Origin of the sequence: Pseudaminobacter soli (ex Li et al. 2025) (genome assembly GCF_003012705.1) — a bacterium.
Taxonomy (GTDB): domain Bacteria; phylum Pseudomonadota; class Alphaproteobacteria; order Rhizobiales; family Rhizobiaceae; genus Pseudaminobacter; species Pseudaminobacter soli.
Genome location: NZ_PXYL01000014.1, coordinates 102,299 through 125,302, shown reverse-complemented (window position 1 = coordinate 125,302; position 23,004 = coordinate 102,299). Strand labels below are relative to the sequence as shown.

General features: G+C 59.1%; 27 protein-coding genes and 1 tRNA gene. 7 read left to right on the top strand and 21 right to left on the bottom strand.

Features of this window, described 5'->3' with window-relative positions; translation table 11 throughout:
• Positions 1–200: 200 nt before the first annotated feature.
• Entirely contained in the window at positions 201–596 is a 396-nt protein-coding gene (locus C7I85_RS31080; protein ID WP_181257283.1) for a hypothetical protein, read from the bottom strand.
• Between the two features lie 431 nt (positions 597–1,027).
• Positions 1,028–1,435: a hypothetical protein gene (locus tag C7I85_RS30605; RefSeq protein WP_146148923.1), complete on the bottom strand. Its 408-nt coding sequence runs from the start codon at positions 1,433–1,435 to the stop codon at positions 1,028–1,030.
• Between the two features lie 675 nt (positions 1,436–2,110).
• On the opposite strand from C7I85_RS30605, the gene C7I85_RS22750 reads away from it, so the two are divergent.
• Complete coding sequence (locus C7I85_RS22750; protein WP_106726308.1) at positions 2,111–3,394, top strand: tyrosine-type recombinase/integrase; 1,284 nt, start codon at positions 2,111–2,113, stop codon at positions 3,392–3,394.
• 21 nt (positions 3,395–3,415) lie between these two features.
• Here C7I85_RS22750 and C7I85_RS22745 read toward each other — a convergent pair whose 3' ends face one another.
• From C7I85_RS22745 to C7I85_RS22730, 4 genes are read right to left on the bottom strand one after another with little or no spacing between them, the layout of a single operon-like run.
• Positions 3,416–3,793, bottom strand: coding sequence for a hypothetical protein (locus C7I85_RS22745; protein WP_106726307.1), 378 nt, complete (start codon positions 3,791–3,793; stop codon positions 3,416–3,418).
• Positions 3,790–4,122: a hypothetical protein gene (locus C7I85_RS22740; protein ID WP_106726306.1), complete on the bottom strand. Its 333-nt coding sequence runs from the start codon at positions 4,120–4,122 to the stop codon at positions 3,790–3,792. Before C7I85_RS22740 ends, C7I85_RS22745 begins: the two co-directional genes overlap by 4 nt.
• Positions 4,119–4,331, bottom strand: coding sequence for a hypothetical protein (locus C7I85_RS22735; RefSeq protein ID WP_106726305.1), 213 nt, complete (start codon positions 4,329–4,331; stop codon positions 4,119–4,121). Before C7I85_RS22735 ends, C7I85_RS22740 begins: the two co-directional genes overlap by 4 nt.
• Complete coding sequence (locus tag C7I85_RS22730; protein ID WP_106726304.1) at positions 4,328–5,116, bottom strand: hypothetical protein; 789 nt, start codon at positions 5,114–5,116, stop codon at positions 4,328–4,330. Before C7I85_RS22730 ends, C7I85_RS22735 begins: the two co-directional genes overlap by 4 nt.
• Before the next feature lie 102 nt (positions 5,117–5,218).
• On the opposite strand from C7I85_RS22730, the gene C7I85_RS22725 reads away from it, so the two are divergent.
• Together C7I85_RS22725 and C7I85_RS30600 are read left to right on the top strand one after the other, a co-directional pair.
• Positions 5,219–5,446 (top strand): transcriptional regulator, encoded by a 228-nt coding sequence (locus C7I85_RS22725; RefSeq protein ID WP_146148922.1) that lies wholly within the window; start codon positions 5,219–5,221, stop codon positions 5,444–5,446.
• A gap of 209 nt (positions 5,447–5,655) precedes the next feature.
• Positions 5,656–5,937, top strand: a complete 282-nt coding sequence (locus C7I85_RS30600; RefSeq protein ID WP_146148921.1) for a DUF3862 domain-containing protein — start codon at positions 5,656–5,658, stop codon at positions 5,935–5,937.
• 19 nt (positions 5,938–5,956) lie between these two features.
• On the opposite strand, the gene C7I85_RS22715 is transcribed toward C7I85_RS30600, so the two are convergent.
• Together C7I85_RS22715 and C7I85_RS22710 are read right to left on the bottom strand one after the other, a co-directional pair.
• Complete coding sequence (locus tag C7I85_RS22715; protein ID WP_146148920.1) at positions 5,957–6,829, bottom strand: hypothetical protein; 873 nt, start codon at positions 6,827–6,829, stop codon at positions 5,957–5,959.
• 87 nt (positions 6,830–6,916) lie between these two features.
• Positions 6,917–7,150, bottom strand: a complete 234-nt coding sequence (locus C7I85_RS22710; RefSeq protein ID WP_146148919.1) for a hypothetical protein — start codon at positions 7,148–7,150, stop codon at positions 6,917–6,919.
• A 373-nt stretch (positions 7,151–7,523) separates the two neighbouring features.
• Between C7I85_RS22710 and C7I85_RS22705 the strand changes: the two genes are divergently transcribed.
• A complete protein-coding gene (locus tag C7I85_RS22705) occupies positions 7,524–8,825 on the top strand; it encodes a porin (protein WP_106726299.1) in 1,302 nt (433 codons plus the stop codon).
• A gap of 53 nt (positions 8,826–8,878) precedes the next feature.
• Here the strand turns inward: C7I85_RS22705 and C7I85_RS22700 are convergent, their stop codons facing one another.
• Entirely contained in the window at positions 8,879–9,568 is a 690-nt protein-coding gene (locus C7I85_RS22700; RefSeq protein ID WP_106726298.1) for a hypothetical protein, read from the bottom strand.
• 1,229 nt (positions 9,569–10,797) lie between these two features.
• Here C7I85_RS22700 and C7I85_RS22690 point away from each other — a divergent pair.
• The 3 genes from C7I85_RS22690 (at position 10,798) to C7I85_RS22675 (ending at position 13,918) form a co-directional block, all read left to right on the top strand.
• Positions 10,798–11,901, top strand: coding sequence for a tetratricopeptide repeat protein (locus tag C7I85_RS22690; RefSeq protein ID WP_106726296.1), 1,104 nt, complete (start codon positions 10,798–10,800; stop codon positions 11,899–11,901).
• A gap of 468 nt (positions 11,902–12,369) precedes the next feature.
• On the top strand, positions 12,370–13,068 hold the full coding sequence (locus C7I85_RS22685) for an outer membrane protein (protein WP_106726295.1): 699 nt from the start codon (positions 12,370–12,372) through the stop codon (positions 13,066–13,068).
• Positions 13,069–13,504: 436 nt separating this feature from the next.
• Complete coding sequence (locus C7I85_RS22675) at positions 13,505–13,918, top strand: hypothetical protein (protein ID WP_106726293.1); 414 nt, start codon at positions 13,505–13,507, stop codon at positions 13,916–13,918.
• Between the two features lie 75 nt (positions 13,919–13,993).
• Here the strand turns inward: C7I85_RS22675 and C7I85_RS22670 are convergent, their stop codons facing one another.
• The 12 genes from C7I85_RS22670 to C7I85_RS22610 form a co-directional block, all read right to left on the bottom strand.
• Positions 13,994–14,653: a hypothetical protein gene (locus tag C7I85_RS22670; RefSeq protein WP_106726292.1), complete on the bottom strand. Its 660-nt coding sequence runs from the start codon at positions 14,651–14,653 to the stop codon at positions 13,994–13,996.
• The gene (locus C7I85_RS22665; RefSeq protein WP_106726291.1) at positions 14,646–14,969 is read right to left on the bottom strand and encodes a hypothetical protein; all 324 of its coding nucleotides are present in this window, start codon (positions 14,967–14,969) and stop codon (positions 14,646–14,648) included. The genes C7I85_RS22670 and C7I85_RS22665 overlap by 8 nt, the downstream gene beginning before the upstream one ends.
• Positions 14,966–15,970: a hypothetical protein gene (locus C7I85_RS22660; protein ID WP_146148918.1), complete on the bottom strand. Its 1,005-nt coding sequence runs from the start codon at positions 15,968–15,970 to the stop codon at positions 14,966–14,968. Before C7I85_RS22660 ends, C7I85_RS22665 begins: the two co-directional genes overlap by 4 nt.
• A 132-nt stretch (positions 15,971–16,102) precedes the next feature.
• A complete protein-coding gene (locus C7I85_RS22655; protein WP_146148917.1) occupies positions 16,103–17,173 on the bottom strand; it encodes a hypothetical protein in 1,071 nt (356 codons plus the stop codon).
• Positions 17,131–17,445, bottom strand: a complete 315-nt coding sequence (locus C7I85_RS22650; RefSeq protein WP_106726288.1) for a hypothetical protein — start codon at positions 17,443–17,445, stop codon at positions 17,131–17,133. The genes C7I85_RS22655 and C7I85_RS22650 overlap by 43 nt, the downstream gene beginning before the upstream one ends.
• Positions 17,445–17,750, bottom strand: coding sequence for a DUF6074 family protein (locus C7I85_RS22645; RefSeq protein WP_106726287.1), 306 nt, complete (start codon positions 17,748–17,750; stop codon positions 17,445–17,447). Before C7I85_RS22645 ends, C7I85_RS22650 begins: the two co-directional genes overlap by 1 nt.
• Before the next feature lie 139 nt (positions 17,751–17,889).
• The gene (locus C7I85_RS22640) at positions 17,890–18,312 is read right to left on the bottom strand and encodes a hypothetical protein (protein WP_245445052.1); all 423 of its coding nucleotides are present in this window, start codon (positions 18,310–18,312) and stop codon (positions 17,890–17,892) included.
• Between the two features lie 211 nt (positions 18,313–18,523).
• Positions 18,524–18,721, bottom strand: coding sequence for a helix-turn-helix transcriptional regulator (locus tag C7I85_RS22630; RefSeq protein ID WP_106726284.1), 198 nt, complete (start codon positions 18,719–18,721; stop codon positions 18,524–18,526).
• Between the two features lie 91 nt (positions 18,722–18,812).
• Positions 18,813–19,658 carry a hypothetical protein gene (locus C7I85_RS22625; RefSeq protein ID WP_106726283.1) on the bottom strand — a complete coding sequence of 282 codons (846 nt, stop codon included), beginning with the start codon at positions 19,656–19,658 and terminating at the stop codon, positions 18,813–18,815.
• A 23-nt stretch (positions 19,659–19,681) separates the two neighbouring features.
• Positions 19,682–19,758, bottom strand: a tRNA-Arg gene (locus tag C7I85_RS22620).
• A gap of 272 nt (positions 19,759–20,030) precedes the next feature.
• The gene (locus tag C7I85_RS22615) at positions 20,031–21,512 is read right to left on the bottom strand and encodes a sensor histidine kinase (protein WP_106726282.1); all 1,482 of its coding nucleotides are present in this window, start codon (positions 21,510–21,512) and stop codon (positions 20,031–20,033) included.
• A gap of 29 nt (positions 21,513–21,541) precedes the next feature.
• Positions 21,542–22,969 carry a dihydrolipoyl dehydrogenase family protein gene (locus C7I85_RS22610; protein WP_106726281.1) on the bottom strand — a complete coding sequence of 476 codons (1,428 nt, stop codon included), beginning with the start codon at positions 22,967–22,969 and terminating at the stop codon, positions 21,542–21,544.
• Positions 22,970–23,004: the final 35 nt, after the last annotated feature.

Sequence of the window (23,004 nt, the reverse complement as noted above, 5' to 3'; positions counted from 1 at the left end):
ACCACGCGGCAGCACCTGAATTGCTGACACGATCCTTTGTGCTCATCGTTAGAGCCTGGAGCTTGCTATCCGGGGTACTTTCTTGCGCTTGACAGTTCCCGCCCCAAAAGAGAAGCCCGCCGCCTCGGGTGAGGCGACGGGCTATGCTGAGTGGCAAAATGGCCTGAACCACAAGGAGCGGCTGACCTCATCGGGTGCGCTCAATATCCCGGATAGTACCCAGGATAGCAGGGCCCGTAATAGGGGTTGCAGTAGGTGTACGGATAAACGCCGAACCCATAGAAGGCGCCGCCGTCGCCACCGTTGTCAAAGCCACGGCCGTGGAAATGACGTTCGCCACGGAAGCCGCCCATGCCGTGGGAGCCGTTCATGCCGTGGAAGCCGCCACCGCCACCGCCGCCGCCGTGGAAGCCACCACCACCGCCGCCGCCGCCATGCTCGACGCCACCGCCGCGGACGAGTTGCAGGCCGGTGGTCGCGGCGACCGCGCGGGAAATGTCGGAGCCGGGAATGGTCCCGGCAAAGGCGGCCGTGCCGTAAAGTGCTCCAATGCTCAGCAGTCCTGAGCACGCAAGTGTTGAAAGATAGCGTCTCATTGTCTTCTCCAAGGAAAAATTGTCCGTGGAGCTCTCGGCCTGCGATGATCGTGGGAGAGATGGGCCTCTATGCGATGATCGCGAGCGCTGGCCCTATGTCGGACGTTCTTTAGGCGAACGCATGGCGAACATCAAAGTTCCACCCGCAAAACAGCCCGCCCCCTGAGACCGAGGCGGGCTGGCAGCGGGCACAGCCACGGCGCACGTCTGTGGACCACGGCACTGCTGCGTGCGGTCCTTTACATGCCTTTACACGGGCGCGATTGCCTGATCCGGAGATTGTGTCCTAACCCGCGACAAGGATTAGGAGAAAGTCAAAATCATGCAAAAGTTCATTGTCGCTGCCGCGCTCTTCGCAATGAGCATCACAGGCGCCAAGGGATTAAGACAACGCCGTGCGTATCGGCCTAAACTACAAGTTCTGATTTGCGCTACGCGGTGACTTTTGGCTCCGTCGAAAGCTGCAGCCTGTTTGCAAGCTTCATAAGCCGGATCGCAGCAAGTGCCTTGTGTTTTATTCGAAATGGTAACGAAAAGTCCGAGCCGTTAAATCGTAAAGCGGCCGGTGAGATTCTTGAATACTTATCCGCGCCAATATATTTCCCCTCAGATCCGTTAGAAATCGCAACGATATTTCGACGCAATGCTCGGCGCTTCGACCAGGCCCGGTACATCGCGTCGATCGTGACATCACTGCTCATTGATGCAGGGGCAACGCGACAAGCGGCAATGGCCGCGCACGCCAAGATCATGGCTGGGGCGATTCTGCTGCCGATATAAGGCGTTGCACGCCCCGAAGAAAAAAGCCCCAGCTTTCCCCGGGCCAGAAATTGCTGCATATCTTCGGCTCATCACTGCGGCGGCCTGGAACATCCGAGCATCTTCAGCGCCGACTCGCCCAGCAGCGCAGCACCGACGACGAGAGAAAGCCCGCTGACGGGAGTAGTCAGTGCCCAAACGGAGTTTCCACGTTTGGGGTCTCCGACCCCCGGGGCATCATATTCTGGCGATCCTGATTTCGATATTGCTCTTGCTGCTGCTGGTAATTCTGAACGGAATGCTCGTTTTGCTGAATGTTCTGCTCGTCCTGTTGGATTATACGAAACTCGGACGGCTGTTGCGCAGTCGTGGGGCTGCCGGGTAACGTCCGGAATGCCCTGCTTGCCCCCGGTGGGTACGGATGAAGAGAAACTCGCCAACGCAAAGGCTGGAGGCAGCAAATGGAATGTCTCGGCGCCGTCTGATCGTGCCCCAGCAGCTTCGCTACCAGGGCGTTGGGCATGATCGCTTGGGAAGAAATGGCGCGCCCGAAAGGATTCGAACCTCTGACCCCCAGATTCGTAGTCTGGTCAGATTTTTGTGCGGGTTTGTGCGAGGACATGCCGCCAGACACCTAAAATCTTGAAAACAGGGCGTTTGCAGTTTGCACGTTGTGCGACTTTGTGCAAGACAATGCAGGGCGGCGCAACAATTTTGTGCCCCCGGTGTGCCCCCGAGAAGTGAGTCTGGGAACCTTGCCGAAGCTGACCAATGATCTCCTGAAGACCGTCATGCCAGAGCCGGGTAAGCGGCTTGAACTTCGCGACGATGTAGAATCCGGGCTGATCTTCCGCGTTACCGAGAAGGGCGTTCGGACGTGGTCGGTGAGGTATCGCAATGCAGCTGGTGAGCAGCGGCGCAAGAGCCTTGGCCTGTTCCCCGCTGTGGGGCTAGCCAAGGCACGGGACGAAGCTCGTAAGGCGAAAGGCTCGGTGGCTAGCGGCAGCGATCCCGTGGCGACGGAGAAGGCTGCGCGGGCAGAGGAGCGGCGTAAGAGGCTCCACACGCTGTCCGGACTTGCCGACGTATATTTCGATGCCGCAGCAAAAGGAACGCACCGCGGCGGTCCTACGGCCAAGCCAAAGAGGGCAGGGACCATTTCGGAGGAGCGCCGTGTTTTCGATAAGCTGGTCAAGCCGAAGTTCGGAGACAGCGCCGTTGCCAATATCACCAGGACAGAGATCCGAGATTTTTGCGCTAAGCAGACCAAGAAGGCCAAATCCAACGGCCGGCACTGCCGCAACATCATTCGCCAGCTAATGAGCTTCGCTGTGCGTGAGGGAGTAATTGACCACAACCCCGCGCTCGATATCGCCGTGGCCATGCCAACGGCCCGCCGGCGTGTGCTGGCTGATGAGGAGCTTCTGGCGTTCTGGAACGCTTGTGCGCAGCCGGATGACATAGACGACCTTACCCTGTCGAAGCTTATGGGGACCGCGCTCAGAATGGCAGCAGTGACGCTGCAAAGGGGTGGTGAAGTCGTGGGCATGCGCTGGGAGGAGATCGACAGGGCGGCGAAGACTTGGCTGATCCCCGCTGAACGGATGAAGGGGAAGAGGGCGCATTTGGTCCCGCTGAGCGATCTTGCCTTGGGGTTGCTCGATGAGGCAGCCGAGATCACTAAGGGAAATGGCAGCGAGTTTGTTTTCGCATCGCCCAGGTCCGAGGAAGATGCGCATATCGATCGTAGGGCCTTCTCTCGGGCGATGAATCGGCTGGTCGGCGTGATCGAAATCCCAGACGCAACCCCGCATGATCTTCGTAGGACTGGAGCTACCAATCTCACGAGCGAAAGAATTGGATTCTCCCGGTTCATCGTGTCCCAAATCCTTGCTCATGCAGCCGACACAGGAGGAGCGGCAGCTGTCACCGGTCAGCACTATGACCTGAATGATTATCTCGCCGAAAAGCGCCGTGCGCTTAGCGCCTGGGCGGAACTGCTGACCTCCATCATCGATGCAAAGCCACGATCCTCTTAGAATCGATCCGACTAGTTCGGGTCAGGCGACCACCTGCGACGTCAGAGCAATGCCGCTACCAACATCAATGTGGTTGTCCCACTTTGCCCCGGTGTGCTCTTCCAGAGCCAAGCGGGTCTGCTCGAGGAGGTGCTCGGCACGCTCCCGTGGCGGCATCATTGAAGGCAGATCGCTGAGTTTGCCGAAGATGGCCGTCACCTGGCTGCTTCCGGCGGGTAGCACCTGGGCATAGCAGGTTCCACCATCGCACTCGGCCAGCGCGTCCGACAGTTCGATGGCGAGGCGACGGGCCTTCTCCCAAGGGTCTTGCGACGCAGCGGCCACGGGAGGCGCGGAAACGGCTACAGCGGCACCGGCGGCGACGGTGTTGCGCAAGAATAGGCGGCGGTTGATGCTCATGGCTGTTCCCCTGCAATGGCTTTGAGATCCGCGACGAGGCTTTTGAGAATCGTGATCTCGGTATGCTCGTCGTCGGTGGCCCAGCGATCGCGCACGCGCACCTTCACCAGCAACCCGGCCAGCGTAGTGGCGCGGGTGCTCATGATCTTGTCAAAGAGGCGAGACCCTTCCTGCGTCCGGCGATCCAGCTTCTGATCTGTCTTGCGTATGCGCTTGCGGAGCCGGTCGAACTCGGCCTCGAGCTCTTCGATCCTGTCGCCAGCCTGTTCCTCTCGATCGCTGTTCGCATTGAACTTAGCCTCGAGCCGCAAGAGGGTGGCGTCGCTCATATCCGACCCTCCCCATGCGCCTTGTTCACCGTCTCGCGGACTGGCTTAAGCGTCTCGATGGCGACCGCTAGCGTGCAGCGAATGGACAAGACCATCTTATCATCGAGGACAGACATGTCCTGGAGCGCCGCCCAACAGGTGCGCAGCATATCCATGCCTTCGTCCATCTGGTCGATGGGGGCGACATGCATCCTAGGATGAATTGTCATGATGCGCCCCCTTCTGCCTGGCGCAGGATCGATGCAGCGAGTCTTTCGCTCCAGTTCACTTCGCTGGTCGCCTCGGCGCTCCACCTGTAAAGTGGCTTGATCCCGCCAGCCGCAACGAGTGCCTGCGCCTGAATGATGACGCCGGCCATGGTCACAGCCTGCTCCAGCAGAACCTTCTCTACATGCGTCAGCAGCCGCTTCGTAACTGCCTCCCGGCGGGCATTCGCTGCTTCATAACCCGATGCGTCACGGATCGCTTGGCAGGTCGCCTCATACCGCTTTGCCACGACAAGCAAGGCCGCGTCCTTATTGCGCTTTTCGATCGCATTGGCTCGTGTCCGGTCCGTGCGAGCGCGGCGAACACCCTGGTCAGCCCACTCCAAGGACCGCTGCAGGTCTTTAGTGGTGTAGATCTCGCGACACCTTTTCTCGCCGTAGGAGTTCTCCCGATCGATGCCGCGGCCGAGTAGGTCACGCTCTATGTTGCGGCTTCCAAACCCACTCCAGGAGCCAAGCAGTTCGTCCGGGGCCACAGGCCATTTCGGCAGCCACTTCTTGATGATCGCACGCCGAACCGTAGTTGCGGTTTGATACTCTTCGACGATGCCAGGAAGCTCTTCGCCCAAGCGGATCAGCTCGGGATTTTCTGCGGGCGCGGCTTCTGCTGCCAGAGCCACGGTGCCAGTGGCGGCAGCGGTCGAGGCTGCGGCAAGGCCGAGCAGGAGGCGGCGGCGGTTGATCTGAGGCATGCCTTCGGCGGCAGCCAGAACAGCGGTGTTCGGCATTACATTTCCCCGTTGCAAGAAATCAGTAACACTTGTATGCATTGCATACGGGTGTAACAACGTCAACGGAAAAGTTACGCCTGTATGCAAAACGGAGAAAGCATGGCCGAGCTCACACCCGAAGCGAACCGAGCAGCACGCGCGATTTTGCGGTGGTCGGTTAGGGATCTGGCAGAGAAAGCGGGGATCGCTTTCACCACTGTGCATCGTTTTGAGACGACAGGGACGGCGACCGAGACAACTAAGGCAAAGATTGTCGCTGCCTATGCTGCGCACCGGGTCGAGATCACCAACGGAAATGGTACGGGCGCCCGCCTTCTGAAGGATTGACCTGCGCGCCATTTTGCGCCCCCATATCGCAGGGATATGGGAGGGGACATCATGAGGATCTTCTTATTAATCGCCGGTCTGGTTGCGTTTGCATTGGGCGCAATGGCCTTGGCGGCTACGCGAAGTGATATCCAACTTGGAATAGCCTTCAATCTTTTCTTTTCCGGCATCGTGCTACTGGGTCTTCGCTCTGTTTTGGGCAGGCTACGATGAATAAGCTTCTGCTCGGCATATGCCTGCTGTTCACATCCCCTTCATTTGCATCTGATTGTCGAGTGTCCAAGGCTCAATATTCAGCCTTGCGAACTGGGATGTCTTATACCCAGGCGGTGCTTGTTCTCGGTTGCAAAGGCGACGAGCTAAGCCAGAGCGAAATGGCGGGGTTCGTTACTGTGATGTACATGTGGGATGGCAGCGGCTTTGGCGGAAACATGAATGCGATGTTCCAAAACGGCAGATTGATTGCGAAGGCTCAGTTTGGGCTTGAATGAGCCTGGCACTGCGGAAGGGCTAGTCAGGATATCCTAGCTGCTCCCATTCCATATCGGTCAGCAACTCAGGCTCTAGGGTTGTGATTTCATCGAACTTGGATGCGTGTTCAGCCAACAAGCGTCTGACGGCGGTCACAGCCTCATCCCGACTTCCACATCGCTCATGGTAGCGCTCGACTGTGTCACCGGTACCATCTAGCCACACGATGACGCAGACCACCGCGTACCAAACGCCTTTACCCGTGCGCCTGCGCCTCTGCAATTCAAGCTGCCAGTCGGACATGTCTGCGATGGCGCGATAAAGACCGGAGTATTGGGGGTCACGTTGTGGACGCTGACGAGCCTCAAAGCCGAACGCTTTTTGACTTGGCTCTTTCAGCCGATCAATAGCGTTTGAAATAGTCCAGAATGTCCGAGATATTTCATTAATCGCATTCGTTGCATCAAAACTTAGTGGCGGCGTCCGCTGTGCCGTGCCAACCGCGGATTTCAGGCGATCAGTTTTCCGCTTGGGCCAGATATCTGCGATCACTCGCTCAATATCGGCATTGTGCTCCTTTTCGAGCTTCCGCCTCGTCGTGTGGGTACGAAATTGGACGACACGATCGCCGTTATCTGGTGGCGTTGGCAGTGAGTCCATGGCGAGTGCCATAGTGTCGTGCAGCCCCTTCTCGATGCTCCCATTCTCATCGAAGGCCCAGATTGAGCCCTCGGTCCTGAGGATTCGGATTGGTTTGCCATCATCGAGCTCTAAACTTGCTGCGAGGACGCGTTGCTTCGTGCCGGCGTATTGAGGAAGCACATCCTTTCCGAACACCAAGTCATCGACCAAACGATTTGATATCCGGAGTGGCTCACCTTCCTCGGGAAACAGATAATGTCGCCATGACATGCAAACGGTCTCCGACTTTTGAGAAATTGATTCTGCCCCAGCCCGGCCCTTTACAACGGGCCTGTATTTGGCAAGCCCGAGGCCGCCCTACTGTTCCTTCCACACCGGCACGCGCTTGAACTCGATCCTGACCAAGCGGCGGATTTTCAACCCAACCGCTTCCCGCCCTGTCGGAACGAACGTGGTTACGTCCAGATCGCTACTAAGGTCCCCGCAGCGCTCACACTTCATGCGGCGCATGAGCGAGTCGATGTCCACGTCGCCGAATATCTGATCCAGCCGCTTCCCGGTGAACATGCCCTTCGTCATGCCATCGAACATGACGCACACCGCCGTGGCCAAATCCTTGCCAGGCAAACGGATGGAGTCGCGACGGGACTTGAGGTTATTCCGAGCGATTCGTAGTATTCAAATGCTCTAGAACGCCACGGATGCGACCTCAGAAGTTAATGACTTCTTTCCTGCGGCGGTCAAATCGTGGCATTTCCGCCACAGCGGTATGGTTTAGCATACCATGAAGCCTAGCCGGCGTGCGATCTCGATTGAACACGGCCGCGGCCTGGGTAATGTCACTTTCGAGGAAGGGGCGAGCGATCGTGTCTTTTTCGAAATTGGGGATGGGGCAGGGAACCCGCTGTCCTTCAGCAAATAGAACCCAGACCCGTTTTTTAAACTTTTGACTGGAGGTCAGAAAATGAACATCAAGAGCCTGCTTCTCGGCTCCGCTGCGGCACTGGTCGCAGTTTCCGGCGCCCGTGCGGCCGACGCTGTCGTCGTCGCCGAGCCCGAGCCGGTTGAATACGTCCGCATCTGCGACGTCTACGGCGCTGGTTTCTACTACATCCCCGGCACCGAGACCTGCCTGAAGGTCGGCGGCTACGTCCGCTTCGAAATGGGCGTTGGCAAGGGCCCCTACGGCGGCCGTCTCGACCTGCTCGATCGTGAAGACTTCATCAAGAACCACGAAAACAAGGACGAAGTTGGGCTAATCGACGTCAGGACCCGCGACAGCTACCGTCTGCGCGCCCGCTACGCCCTGCAGATGGACGCCCGTTCGGAAACCGAACTCGGCACCCTGCGCGCCTACACGCAGATCAACTTCGACTGGAACAACCCGCGTCACAACCTTTTCCGCGATGTCCTAGATGCAAATGGCAATGTCGTCGTGATCAACGGCATTCCCCAAACGCAGAACATCGGTGGCGCGTTGGCTTCGACCAACGACATGGGCATCAACCACGCCTTCATCGAACTGGGTGGCTTCCGCGTCGGTAAGACCGACTCGCTCTACGCAACGATGACCGGTTATGCCGGTGGCGTCATCGCCGACGATCTGATCCCCTACGCCAACTATGACACGCACCAGGTTGCCTACACCTATACCGGTGGCAACGGCTTCTCGGCTGCGATCTCTCTTGAAGAGGGCAACGATGGCGCCTACGGCTTCACCGGTTTCAACCCCTTCACCGGCACCGTCGATGTAGGCGATAGCATCAACGAGACGCTCGACTCCTACGCTCCGCACGTGATCGCCGGTGCTGCCTGGACCCAGGCCTGGGGTGGCATTTCGGGCGTTGTCGGTTACGACGCGGTCTACCAGGAGTGGGGCGGCAAGGTCCGCGTCGACTGGAACGCAACCGACGCACTGTCGCTCTGGGCGATGGTCGGTGGTGGTTCGCTGCGCGATAGGAACCGGGACGGCTTCGATCCGAGCACCAACGTTCCTGTGACCCGCAACTGGGTCAAGCCGTGGGGCGGCAAGTGGGCTGTCTGGGGCGGCGGCACCTACAAGTTCAACCCGAAGGCCTCGGGCAACCTGCAGGTTTCCTGGTCGCAGAACAAGGACGTCGCGGTCGCTGCCAACGTCGCCTACGAGCTGGTTCCGGGCTTCGTCATCACGCCGGAAGTCAACTACCTCAAGATTCACGACGACATCACGCACGACAAGATCGCTTCGGAGTGGGCTGGTATCCTGCGCTTCCAGCGTTCGTTCTAATCGGCTAATCGGTCGATTTGAGAAACCCGGCGGGCAACCGCCGGGTTTTTTCTTTATTGAGAACCAATCTTTGTAGCTTCCGCGTATTCGCGTGCCGCCACCACAACCTCGTCAATGCGATCAAGTTTCAACAACTCGAGCGGCTCCACGCCACCAAGAGCATCGCATGGGTGCGTAAGCCAAAACCATGCAACGCGAGGTGGTGCCAGTATGGTGTTTATTTCGACGAGTCCATCTACAGGGCGCCCATCAATAAACTGAGCTAGCGGATACACATGCTTCCGCCCTCCAGTTTTCAGTCCAATTACCGCATTGCGCTTATGTAGCCTGTAAAGCGTTTTACGATATATCCCGTATTCCAATTCGAGTTGGGTGGGGCCAGCAGCTTGGCCGGCCCAGTCATCAACTTTGATTGAAACAGGAGCAGGCGTCTGGTTCTGTGATTCTTCCTCTGCGGTTCGATCAGATACTTGGCCAGATCTAAAAAACTCTGTCGCAAGCCCGGCGATTAGCGTGGTTAGTTCGCGAGAAACGCGATGGCCGTTCTTGGACAATGCTTCTTGCTGCATATGTGAGAGACCGGCGAAGGCAGCAACTACGGCTCCAGCAACAAGCCCACCAGTGATAACTACTGGTTTGTTCATCTCTTTATCGTATCTGACGAGAATCTGCTCAACTTCCGCGGCCACAAACTCTGCAAGAGCCTCTCTCGAAAAGCTTCTTGGCTGTTTCACATTATTCATATGGCGACCTCCTGACCTGCGCTACGGTATACAAGATCAGACCGCCAGGCCACACAAGCTGGTAAGGCGTCTTCGTGACCGCTCCTGAGCAAGATATCTAGAATCGAAACGGTGGCTCTGGCTGGCGATCTACGGCATCGCGCAGGCCAAGCTACGCTAGAGCGAGTTGAAGACACAATCGGAAGCATAGAGGGCGTCAAGGATCTCGCTGGCATCCTGCGCAAGAGCCTAGAGGTGGAAGGCCTAGCATCGCCGAAGGGCAAGAAGCCAAAGGCGAAGACCGCGCATTGAAGCGCGCCTGAGATAGATCTGAAAATGAAAAAAGCGGGCCGTGATGCCCGCTTCCCCTTCAATCCTGAGACATGTGAACCGCCGGTATATTCGTGGTCGGCGCACCATCAATCAGAGCAAATACAGCTACCACTCAGGGAAACCCAACCTCGTATCTCGAAGAGCGTTCCCGGCCGGTTGGTAGTCGACTGGTCTCATATGGGGGCTATGGGGCCATTAAGCAAGCGAAATCGGCTTTACCGCCCAAAACGAAAAAAGAAGCTCGCCGGTTCTGGCGAGACGACCGGCTATAAGTGGCATGATCTTTTCAGCCTATCCGCAAATAGCCTTATCCGACCCTGCACATACTCACGCTTTTCCTTGGCCGTCGCGAAATTGTGTTCACTATAGATTGGGCTTTCAATCATATTGTCGTATATGATCTTTGCTTCGCTCTTACTATTCTTCACAGTTCTTAGGGTAAGATCAAGTATCGGATCGTTATCGGTTATCTTGCCGGAGGTGAGAACTACGCACTCGCAGTACGCCTTGGTCAACGATGGATCTAACGATGTGCATTCCGCCACTTTTCTCTGATTGTCGATCGCTTCACTCGATTGACTATTGGCCTGGAATGAGAATGAGCAAACAGCGCCAACGATGATGCTTGTAGCGACGATCCTCATTCAGAGTCTCCTGGTGCGATAAACCTAAACCGTAGCTACCACGTAGCAGGAAAGTCCGCTCGACGAATTTTGGGCCGGGGCAATGCTGGAGCCGGCGGCACATGAAAAAAAGCGAGAGAGACGACGGGCTTCTTTCGATCTGGATCCAGTCAGATGCAGCCCGATGGGCGGAGGGGCGGCAACTGAGCGCTACGGACCCGTTGTGGAAAGAGGCAGAGTCGAATCTATTGCTACATACAGAATATCTGCGGATCGACGATCGGGATTGTTTGCATGAGGCTGCTCAGAGACATTGGGCCGACAAAGGTTATTCTCGCAGCGCTTTTGATAAGCGGTGCAGCTTACCTGACTCTAAGTAGCGCCTACATCAGGAACCGAAAGGCGTTCGCCGCTTACGAGGCCCAAGACTATGTCGAGGCATTCAATCAGTGGAAGGGGTTGGCGGACGCAGGCGACGCTTATGCGCAGTACAGTCTGGGAGTTCTATATTCACAAGGACAAGGCGTCGCCCGGAACGGCATAAAGACAGCATACTGGTGGCGTATGGCCGCCGAAGCTGGGGATGTAAACGCAGCTTATCGCCTTGGCATGCTGTATCTTTCCGGCCAGGACGTCCAAAAGGATTATGGAGCAGCCTCACAATGGATTCGTAAGGCCGCTGAGGCGGGGCAGATTGAGGCTCAGAGCGCGCTCGGCGCCTTGTATGCCCAAGGTCTGGGACTGCCCCACGATGACCGTTTGGCGGTGGAATGGTGGCGTAAGGCCGCAGATAGCGGAAATGCGCAGGCACAGTATGGTCTAGGCGCATACTACGCTGAGGGCAAAGGCGTACCGAACGACGATGCGCAGGCATTCGCGTGGACAGCCAAGGCCGCCAATCAAGGCCAAAGAAACGCGCAGCTGAACATGGCTCTGATGTACTCGCGCGGCAGGGGCGTACCAGCGAACGACGTTGAGGCTGTAAAGTGGTTCCGCGAGGCCGCGGAACAGGGCCTTCCGGCAGCCCAACATCAACTTGGGTTCATCTATTCGGAAGGCAGAGGCGTTACCAAGAGCATGTCCTTCGCGGTTTCGTGGTGGCTCAAGGCCGCGAATCAGGGCAATGCCGACGCCCAAGTGAATCTCGGCCTCACCTACTATTACGGTGAAGGCGTTCCCAGAAATATCGAAGCCGCCATGAGTTGGTGGCGCAAGGCCGCAGATCAGGGCAACGCAATTGCGCAGATAGATCTGGGCGCAGCGTATTACGATCGCAGGAACTACGAAGAGGCTGCCCGCTGGTTCAGCAAGGCGGCTGCACAGGGCAATGCCGAGGCTCGCTCTCGCCTAGAAGTCATGAGAGACGGGAAGCTCATACCGGAGCAAGGTGCCCTGTAGGAGTTTCGCGACCGATTCTTTGCGACAGTCGGGCAGCGCGTTCTTGCTCAAAGGGAGATAGGTTCAGGTCGCGCTAGACGTTGGACACAATCTCGCAGCCATTCACTTTGCGCCCCGCATAAATGACGGTACGAAATACGAAATATAGCTGCAGTCCCTGGGGCTCCTATTGCCAGGAGTAAAATCCTCCCAGTTCTTACATTGAGCGGATAGAAACATCGCCAAAATAGCGTAAGCTATTAATATTGAACAGAAATAAGCCGAGACATATTTCAACATATTCTATCTATCAAGAAACTCATCACCGTGACTTTCGATTGGTTTAACGAATAGAAAACGGCATTCCCCAGATCGAAAGCAGTATCAGATTTGCAACACTTTCTGCTAATGTAAAAGTTCCAAGCTCTACCAATTGCGTACTTCCGGGCGATTGTATTACTCCTCCTGACCTCTCAGGGGATATGATTCATGAAAAGTTACATTATCGCTTCGGCGCTTCTCTTTGCCGGCATTACCGGCGCCCAGGCCGCCGACGTGGTCGTTCAAGAGCCTGTTGCCGTGTATAACTGGTCTGGCATCTATGTTGGCGCACAAGCTGGCTATGCTTGGGGAGATGCTCCCTTCAGAAATCGCTCTGGAAACTATGTTGAAGGCGCCGACTACGACCCGCGTGGTTTTCTGGGTGGCTTTTATGCTGGTTACAGCCAGCAACTGAGCAATAACGTTGTCCTTGGCATCGAGGGTGATATCAATTTCGCCAACATCAAGCGCAATGGTGTGGACTACGTCGACTTCGCCGACGGGTATGTCTACTCGGACAATGCGCACGCAAAGATGAGGTGGAACGGCGCGGTTCGTGCACGCGTGGGCTACGCGATGGATCGCTTCATGCCGTACCTTGCGGGTGGCGTCTCGTTCGGAGAACTCAAGTTTGACCTGCTCGACCCATCCGACGGCTCTACCATCTTCTCCGAGAAAGCCACTATGACCGGCTGGAACATCGGCGCTGGCGTCGACTATGCCGCCACGGACAATTTGATCCTCAGGGCAGAGTATCGCTTCAGCGACTTCGGCAGCAAGACTTTCCACGGCCTCTATGGCGTGGACGACGGCAAGATCAAACTGCGGACCAACGACATCCGTTTGGGCATCGCCTACAAGTTCTGATCTGCACTCCCGCAGTGACTTTTGGCCCCGGCGAGAGCTGGGGCTTTTTCTTTGGGGCGTGGGCTGACTGGGTGAGACCCGGAACCGGTTGACGTTGCGGGGGGACTTGGCTCCGGGTCTCTTGGTGCTGAGGGCACAGTTGATGATTGTCCAAAGGAGCCGATGGGCGCAACGACGCCTTGGGGCGAGCCGGCATATCCATTTGTGCGAGGCGATGGCTACGACTGGCGAAAGACGCTCGCCGCATAGCGCTGCTGATTTGCATGGCCATGATGGTCGTGCTGGCGATCTACGGCATCACGCCGGCCGTTATGCCGTCGCGGAAGTAATCGGAAAGACGTGCTAGCGCCAGGCTAGCTCCAAAAGGGCGATCGTCTGCGTCTCTCGCCATCTCATTCATCGCGTGCTAGCAATCGTAAGAGAACGGGAGGGTAATATGAAAGCATCATCGATAAGCTTTTCAGTAGCGGTATTGTTGGCATTGGTTGGGATGGTCTGGGGGATAACTATGGCGATCTCGCAGGACCACTCTACGATGCCGGCGCACGCGCATCTCAACTTGTTGGGCTGGGTCTCGCTATTCCTTTTTGGGGTGTTCTATCATCTCCATCCAACTATCGACGGCGGCCGAACCGCGGTCATTCAGGTAGCCATCTGGATAGTTGGAACCGTCGTGCTCACGATAGGCGTGGGCCTCGTTCACTCGGGAACTCCGGCGGGCGATCCGATTGCCGGCATTGGCTCCTTGATTGTCGTGGCCGGAATGGTGCTCTTCGGCTGGATCGTGGTTCGGCGAGATCAGAACGCAGGTGTTGTCGACAGAAAGCCTATGGCTGCGCGCGCCAAGTAAGTCGGCGTCTCTTTTGACACTATGGTGGCCCGGTCACGCACCGGGCCATTTGCTGCCGGCCGCCCAACTCATCTGTCAGGCGGCTTTCGCCAGTCTCATCGCTTGGTGCGCGGAGCTTATCGGAACGCCCTGCTTCTTCAGCCAGGGCCCGAAGTGGCCATGAGGGAGGGATGCCTTCACCTCAATCAGCTCGCGGCCGAGTGCGATCTTCTCCTCCTCGCGAAGCCGACGCCGATAGGGCATTTCCCGCCCCTTGGCGGCCTCGCTGACACGCGCTGCGGTCTGCATGCCCCGAGAAGCCTCCCGGCTCGTCAATGTCGCTGAGCGTCGCGACATGAGGTAAAGCATGCCTGCCAGAGCGTGGCCCTGATGCACAATGCCACGTAGTTCGTTGGCCAGCATCATCAGAGCGCCAAAAGGAATCTTGTCGAACAGATCGAGAAAGGCCGATGCATCCTCCTCGATCATGTCATGACACGCCAAGACCATAGTGGAGACGGCTTTCAAGGCCATCTCGTCGATAAGGGCGTGGTTTCCCTTGCAATCCATCAGGACGGTCAGCACGAGTCGAGCATGCTCTTCGCCATGGTTGCGTATAAGCCGGCCGATCGTAGCCACCGCCCTGGTCTCGCCGGGTTCAGGATAGGCCGACTTCGAAATGATCCGTACCGAAAATTCGTCACAGAGGGCTTGCACCTGGGGATCAACGATCATTCCGGCGTGCTGATCACGCATTGCCACCCGCCTCTCTGTAAGCGACCTGAATCAATTCTCCGGCTGACATCATGGCCAGCACGTACTCATTGCCGAAGGCCTGCCACAGCGTGAACGGAATCGAGATCTTCACGACGTCGCGGTCTTCCTTCCAGAACTGGACGCCGATCCATTCCCCCTTGGGCGCCGGCCCGATCTGGAAGCTGACGATGTGATGTTTCTTGAAGTCGCCGAACGCCTCCTGAAAACCGGCTTGGTTCGCCCGCACATCGGCCGCATGCTGGTGACCGTGCGCCGGTATGGTGGCGGGATCGAAGAGCTCGTTCGCGTCGGTCATTTGTACCACCCTGGCCTGCGGCCTGCAGAGACGTTCCCGGATGCGGCTACCGCCTTGCGCATCTGCGTGGCGGTTTCGGCGGGGCTCATCAAGCCACGGAAGACCTGCACGCCGCCCTGCATGTGCAGGTGCAGGTCGAATTCCTTCATCCCGCCACCACCGCCGGCCGACGCCAGCGCGTGCTCGACAAGACCGCCATTGGCAAACTGCGGGATATTGAAACTCGACAGGCGGGAGCGGAGCCCGTCCACGATGCCGCCGCTCGAGAAGCCTTTGACTGCCGGCAGGAGTCCGCGATTGAGACTGGCGAAGAAATCAACGCCGAACTTCCGCACCGCCTGAGCCTGAATGACGAACTCGCCCAGGCTCAGCCAAGCCGGAATGCTGTCGCTGGTCGAGGTGCCCGGACCTGTCCCAAGATAGCCACCTCGCGAGAAGCCGCGGCCGGTGGAGCGCGACGACGAGGACGACGACCCTGAAGCGCGCAGCTTGGATGCCTCAGCGGCCGCCTGGCGAAGTGAGGCGATGATGCTGTTGATCATCTTGGTGATTTCACCGCCCAACTCGCGCACCGTCGCGGACAAGGCGGAAAACCCGCCCTGCGCCACACTCTTAATGGAGGTGAGGATCGAGTCGATCTTGCTGGGCAGGTCCTGGAATGGGGTCAGGATCGCGTCGGCTGCCTGCGTCGCGCTGCCGGCGTCGATGTTGCCCAATGCGGTCTGGATGCCGCTGGCGGCCTGCTGTGCTGCCGGTGCAATCCGATCCACATCAGCGACGACGCTATCGACGGCCGCCGATGCAGCGTCCGACCGCAGCGGACCCGACGATCCGTGAGCCCGAGCACGACCCCCATTTCCGTTCCTGTCACCATCAAACCCTTGATATCCATGGGTTTCACCTACGAAACGGAAACGGAAATAGAGGTTTTGAATCTGTGGCTGGAGACGCCTTGCGCTGCCGCCCCACCCGCATTGGTTTTTCGGTTCGGAAGGACCCAAGACGGGCCGAAAGATCGCCGGCGGGCGCCTCAAGCCAAAGGCGCTTGCTCCGCCGGCTTTGCCGTGAGGCACTAGGAGCAATACCCCGGCGGCAATCTGATTGTGTGTGAGTGGGCGATACTGCTGCCAACGTCATACCGCCGACTCCTCGGCGCCCACGACAAGGGCATCAACGGGCTCGTCCTCCACTGGGACGAACTCGACGCGGACCTCGCGACGATCCTCGCGCGCAACCGGGTTGTGCTGGGACACCGCGGACAGGCGAGACAGGATGGTGCGTACATCGTTGGACGGCACGACGGCACGCCAGACCGGAGGCTCATCGGCAGCAAAGCCAGGCAGATTGATCGCGGCCAGGCGATCGGGCCGGCGCATCATTTCCGCCTCGAGGTATTCCCGCTTGATGAACCGTCGCTTTTCGTAGACGCACCCAAAGCCGACATCGTTAACGCGGCCGGTCCGGTCATGGTCCATCTGGTCCAATTTCGACCATAGCGTCTCGGGTGCGATGCTGTCCTGGCTGGCATTGTACCAGCGCGTCACCTCTTGCTCGCTGACGATCTTTCGGGGCAGACCGCCCCGGCCACGCGCTGCAAACTCGGGATCGGGCAGCGGATCTTGCCCCGTGGGCAGGTCGTTGTTAGCGAGCTCCACCGCAGCCGTTGCCTCGGCCAGCGCGCGGATAAGATCTCGGATGCCGGCCGCGAGTCGCGGATATTCCTCGGCGACTCTGGACGCGGCGAGTTCGCCAGCCTTCTTGGCTGCACGGTATCGGGCGAGTTTCTCGCTATCTGCTTCGGCGGCGGCAGCTTCGCGCAGCCGCTTTTCCAGTTCGGCTCTTGTCGCCAGGGCGCGTTCAACATCCCGGTTCGCCGTTACGATCTGGGCCTCGATGGCCTCAAGTTCCTTGTCGGTGCCGTCGAGAAGGATGCGGCGCCGTTCCTCCTCAAGCTTCTCCGCAGCGGCCTCCAGATCATCGATGTTGATCCGGGCCAAGGCGTCCTCGATCTCGGCAACAGAGGATTTTCCGGTGCGCAGTTTCTTCAGGACGGAGGCGAAGGACATGGTGAACTCCTGTTCAGTAGATGAGCAGAAGTTGCGGTTCGAAACGCGATGACGAAACGGGCCGAAACGCGAAAAACGCGAAAAACGCGAAGTGGCTACGGTCGTAGTCGGGCTTGCATCTTTCGGATTGAAACCCACCACCGACCGCCACGTTTCACGCCGATTTTGTAGGTTCGGCACCAGAACCGCAGGGTATCAGAGGCCATGCCAAAGCGTTGTGCCGCAATATGGAGCTCGATCAGGTCGGTTTCCTCTCGAGGTTGGACCGCTTCACTCGACGGCCGGGTGTAGGGAGGGCCAGCGAGCGCGGCGCGCTGTGCCTCTAGCTGCGCGACGTGCACCTCCACCTGCACGAGATGCGCCCGAGCACTCGCAATCGTCTCGTTGAGAATGGCGAGCTGGTCAGACATCAAGCGGCGCCTCCACCCGGCCGCTGGCCGCGATAGGTGAGACGCGCCATTTCCCACTCGACGGCAGTCCAGAATGCGCCGACTTGCTCATCAATGACGTGGTCAGCAATGCCTAGCCGATGGAGCCTCTTCACAAGCGCGTCGGTCACTTGGCCGCGGTAATAGTCGGCATGCCTTTCGGTGGTCTTTTCGAGAAGCTTCCGGGCCGTCTCGCTGACCTTCTTGCCCTGTCTTGCGAGGGGAAAGGTGACAACTTCGCCGACCGATGGACGCCATGCAAACAAGGGCAGGTCGTCTGGTTTCATCGGCCCATATCCCCCGTAATATTAGAGATAGTAGTAGAAAGGGAACCAGTGAGATTGCAGGAAAGGGAACCGGTAAGGCCTACTTCATTGCGGAAAAGGACACCGGTCGGATGCAGAAAAGGGAACTGGGAAGCTGTTTTCATGCTGCCCTCTTTTTCTTCGTCGCGGATGCCGCCGCCTTGTCTTCTGTCCTGTAGGCCTCAAGGAGAACCTGCGCTCGCGCCTCGGTGATAGCCTTCCACTCATCGGTTGGGCCGGATTTGCCCTTTGCCGGCACGTAGGTGAGCCGATAGGCATTGGCGGCTCGAATATCGTTCAGATGGTTCTCGGCCTCCTGAATGACCTCCAGAAGGCCAAGCTTCTGGCCTAGCTCAAGCGTGGGCTTGATGGAGCGCTTCGATACGCCGAACTCAACGAACTGAAGATACGAGACGTAGAGCTCACCGTTGTTGAAACCGCCATGACGCAGGTGCTCGATCTCGAGCCGCTCAAGAACATTGCGTAGCGGCCGAGGCGCCGCGCGCCAGGCGGGGCTAATTAGAAGCTCAAGCCGATGCGGCATGAAACAGGATAGCCACTTCCGTTTTCCGCTCATCCAGCCCGAGCCCTCCGCAGATTGGCCTGGGCGATCGCTTGGCAGGCCTCCTGCGCGCTCAAGCCGAAGCGCTGGCGAAGTGCCGGAACGAGGGGGCCAGATATCTGGTCTCGCCGTGTCGTCGACAACCATTCGGCCGCGAGATCGACTGCGGCGGTGTGCTGGTGGTCGGCGCCAGTCATGCCGCCACCCTGTCGCGCGCGGCGATCTTCTCGTTAAGCCATGTATCAACATCGCGCTCGGGCCAGCCGACGCGGCGACGGGTAAGCTGTACGGGGCGGGGAAACCGACCTTCCGAAATCTCGTCGTAGAGGGTTCGACGGCTGAGGCCGGTGCGGTCAAGAACTGCATCAATGGGGAGGATGCGGGTCTGCATGAATCACTCCATCTATTGCGATGGTGTGCATCATGGCGCGGCAACGTCACATAAAGTAGGAATTTAAGCTGCGCGAAATCGCGAAAAAAGTTTACCCTATTCTTTTGCTGCCCCAATCGGCAAAGGCATAAGCCAGCTCTGGTCTTCGCCCTTCTTCCCAAAAGCGCTTCACTTCAGCGATCTCCTTGCGGATCACTTGATCGTCGAGAATATGCGGGCCTTTGAGTCTTGCGGCCTTCAATATGGGGGGCAGCGCCACGCTTATAAAGTCGACAGCGGGGCTAACCTGTCGATCACCAAGGCGGTTCCTGTTAGCGTAGGCGGTGGCTTCCTGCCCCGTGATGCGACAGAAGGTGGCCAAGAGATCTGCAATCAAGACGAACCGCGGGTATTCAGTACGCCGCTTCACGCCTTCTTCCGCTTTCTCGTCCGCCGCTGGGTCGAGACCGCTGTGCAGCCTAAATTTCGCGAACAGATGCAACGTCAGGAGAGACTCGTTCGCTCGTGCCCAATGGTCGAACCGACTTCGTTTGTCGCCACGGGCTCTGCTAGTCTTCTCCAGGAAGCGAAAGGGGTCCGCAGTTGTGCCGTCGATCTCCTGATACCCCGTCAGCAACCGCATTAGCGCTTCCGTGTGCGCTTCGATCGCTTGAAGGTATTTTCGTTGATCAGCCTTGCCGGCCGGCTTTACCCGATTGCGCAGAAAGCGGTTCGCGCAACCCTCGAGAGCCATGGCAATTGCAGCGTCAGGCGTTGATACAAGCTCAATGGCACCGTCACGGTATTGCTCTAACCAGTCCTCGCAGGGGCGGCAGAGCTCTAGCAGGCGGATGCGCGCCTCATCATCAAAATGAAACTGGATTGCAAGTTGATCGGCTAAAGCGCCAGTGATCTGTGCCCCCGGTGTGCCCCCAGCGATTAGGCTATTACTTGCCATTCGCCTCAACCCCTTGGGAAATATGGCGCGCCCGAAAGGATTCGAACCTCTGACCCCCAGATTCGTAGTCTGGTGCTCTATCCAGCTGAGCTACGGGCGCGCAACCGATCGTCCATCAGGCGATCGTCGCTGGCCGGCTGATGTCCCGGCCGCGATTGATGTGCTACCTAACGGCTGAAACGACGAATTGCAAGCGCCTCTCGAAAAACTTTTTGTTCGCCCACAGGCGTCCGCAAAAGCCCCTTGAATCCGCTGGGTCATCTTGCCCACCTCGCCGGCCATGGCAGGGGGCTGGTTCGTCTCGTGAGCCGAACAAGTGAGCTGCGGCCGCGAATCGCGGTCGCCTTGATAGCCGTTGAGTAGCGCGAATCGTCATGCCGGGCGGCGCAGGCTGCTGCGAGCCTCGTCGAGCCGGACCGGCTGGTCGGGGATGGTGATCGAGAACACTGTGCGCCCGCCCACGCTTTCCACAAGCTCCAGCGTGCCCCCATGGGCGCGCACGAGCTCGTAGGCAATGGCCAGGCCCAACCCCGTGCCGCCGCTGCGGGCCGAGCCGCGGAAGGCGGAAAACAGGTTTTCGCGCGCCTTTTGCGGCAGGCCGGGGCCGGTGTCGGCAACCAGGATGCGGCTGACGCTGCCATTGCGCTCGGCCGAAATGGTCAGCCGCTTGACGATCGCGCCCTCCTTGTCGCCGGCCATCGCTTGCAGCGAGTTGCGGCAGAGATTGGTGAGCACGCGCACCAGCTGTTCCGAATCGGCGTCGATCTCGAAATTGGGGTCCACCTGGTTCTCGAATTCGATGTCGCCTTCCGGCTCGATGCCGAGCAGGCCCTGCACGTCCTCGATCGTCTGGCGCAGCCGAAGCCGGCGACGCGAAGGAGGCGCTTCCTGCGTGCGGCCATAGGTGATCACGCCCTCCGAATAGGAGACCGCGCGGTTCAGCGCGCGCACCAGCTTGGGCACCAGCGACTGCACGGTGGGGTCCTTCACCATGCCCAGGCGGTCTGACATGAGCTGGGCGGAGGCCAGTATGTTGCGCATGTCGTGATTGATCTTGGAAACCGCGAGCCCGAGGTCGGCCAGGTGCTTCTGCTCGCCCAGCGTCCGCTGCAGGCGTTGCTGCATGTCGGAGAGCTCGCGTTCGGCTACGCCGATCTCGTCGGCGCGCGGTTCCGGCGCGATGATGCTGGCCGGATCGTCCGGCGCCTGCGAGAAGGTGAGCATAGAGCGCGTCATGTCGCGAATCGGGCGAATCATGATCCGGTCGATGGCGTAGAAGACCAGCGTCGCGGTGAACAGCGAGATCAAGAGCGACAAGAGCGCTACGTTGCGCGAATAGGTCAGCATCGCGTTGCGCAGCTTGTGGTCGGAAATGATCAGCTCGAATTCCTTCTCGCTGTCGCCGACATGGCCGAACACGCGCAATATGCGATCGCCGCCGAAAACCAGCGTGTCCAGCGCCTCGCGCATGGCCAGCACCGGCCCGGTATTGGCGAGGTCGATGTGCTCGTCCACCTGCGGCGGCACTTCCGACGCGACAAGCATGCGTGATTCGCCGCCGTCGCGGATGGCAATCGCCTTGACGCCCATCGAGCGCAGCACCTCGTCCTGCACTTCGCGCGAAATGCCGGGGGAATTGTTCTGGACCAGAAGCACCGAGACGGCGGCGGCGGTGCCCAGCCGCTCTTCCAGCCAGCGCAGCCGGAAATAGGCGACCGATGGCGCGAAGATCAGGATTTCGGCCAGCAGCACGAAGATAGCGGTGAGCACCAGCAGCTTGGTCGACAGACCGCGCGCCAGCGGCACCGTGCGTGCCTGCCCCCTGCCGGGATCGGTGATGGCATTGTCTCCCATCTGAAAAGTCTGCCGCTCCAGAACCCTGTTCAATCGAATTTGCGCAGCAAGTTCACCAGCCGGCGTACCAGCGGCTTGCGTGCCATGGGGGTAAAGTAGGCCACCGCGGCGCGTTTGCCAATTTCGCCAAGCGTGGGGTAGGGCGGGACATAAGAGGCAACGTCGCGCAGGGTCAGGTTCTTGGACAGCGCCAGCGCCCAGACGCCGATCAGCTCACCGGCCTGGGCGCCGACTATGGACACGCCGAGGATGCGTCCCCGGGGGCTGGCGATCACCTTGATGTGGCCGTGGGTGCGGTGCTCGGTCCGGGCCCGGTCGTTTTCGGCATAGGGCCAGCGCGCCACGCGGATCGATTTGTAAGCCTTGGTCGCCTCCGCCTCGGTCAGCCCGATATGGGCGAGTTCCGGTTCGGTGAACGTGACCCTCGGGACGATGTTGCGCCTTTCGCGCGCGGGCAGCCGGAACAGGATGGAGCGGACCACCAGCCCGGCATGGTAGTTGGCGGCGTGGGTATATTGCTGCAAGCCGGTAGCGTCGCCCACCGCATAGATGCGGCGGTTGCTGGTGCGCAGCCGGCTGTCGACCTGCAGTCCCCACTCGCCATGCACAACGCCGGCCTTGTCGAGGCCCATCCCTCTGAGGTTGGGCACACGGCCGGCCGCGACCAGCAGATGCGTACCCTCGATGGTCTCGCTGCCGTCGCCTGATTTGAGGCTTAGCTGCACGGAGCCAAGCCCGTGCTGCACGATGCGGGTGATTTCGGTTCGTTCGTGAATGACGACGCCCTCGTCGCGAATCTGCTTGAGGACGATTGCCGCAAGCTCGGGGTCCTCTTTGCCGAGCGCTGTGGCGATCTCGATCACCGTCACCATGGAGCCGAGCCGCTTGTAGGCCTGTGCCAGCTCCATGCCGATTGCCCCGCCGCCGATGATGATCAGATGCTCCGGCCTGGCTGTCAGGTCGAAGATCGTCTCGTTGGTCAGGTAGTCGGACTTGTCCAGGCCGGGGATAGGGGGCACGAAAGGTGACGAGCCGGTGGCGAGGACGAAATAACGCGCCTGGATTTCGATGTCGCCGGCGACGAGCGTCTGCAGGTCCCTGAATTGGCCCTCGGCCCTGATGACATGAACACCAAGCGCGTTGAAACGCTCGGCCGAGTCGTTGGGTGCTATTGCGGCGATTGCTTCGTGTACATGGCGGTGAACCGCTTCGAAGTCGATCTCAGGTTCGACCGCGCCGATGCCGAGCGGGGTTCCGTCGCGCATCGCCTGCGCGTGGCGCGCGGCGGCGATCAGAGCTTTCGAAGGTACGCAGCCATAGTTGAGGCAGTCGCCGCCCATCTTGCCGCGTTCGACAAGCACCACATCCACCCCGAAGGCCGCTGCTGCTGCAGCCACCGACAATCCGCCCGACCCGGCACCGATCACGCAGATGTCCGGGGTCAGGGTTGTCGTCATTCGTTCGCCTTCTGAAACGGGACGTTGCGCCGGCT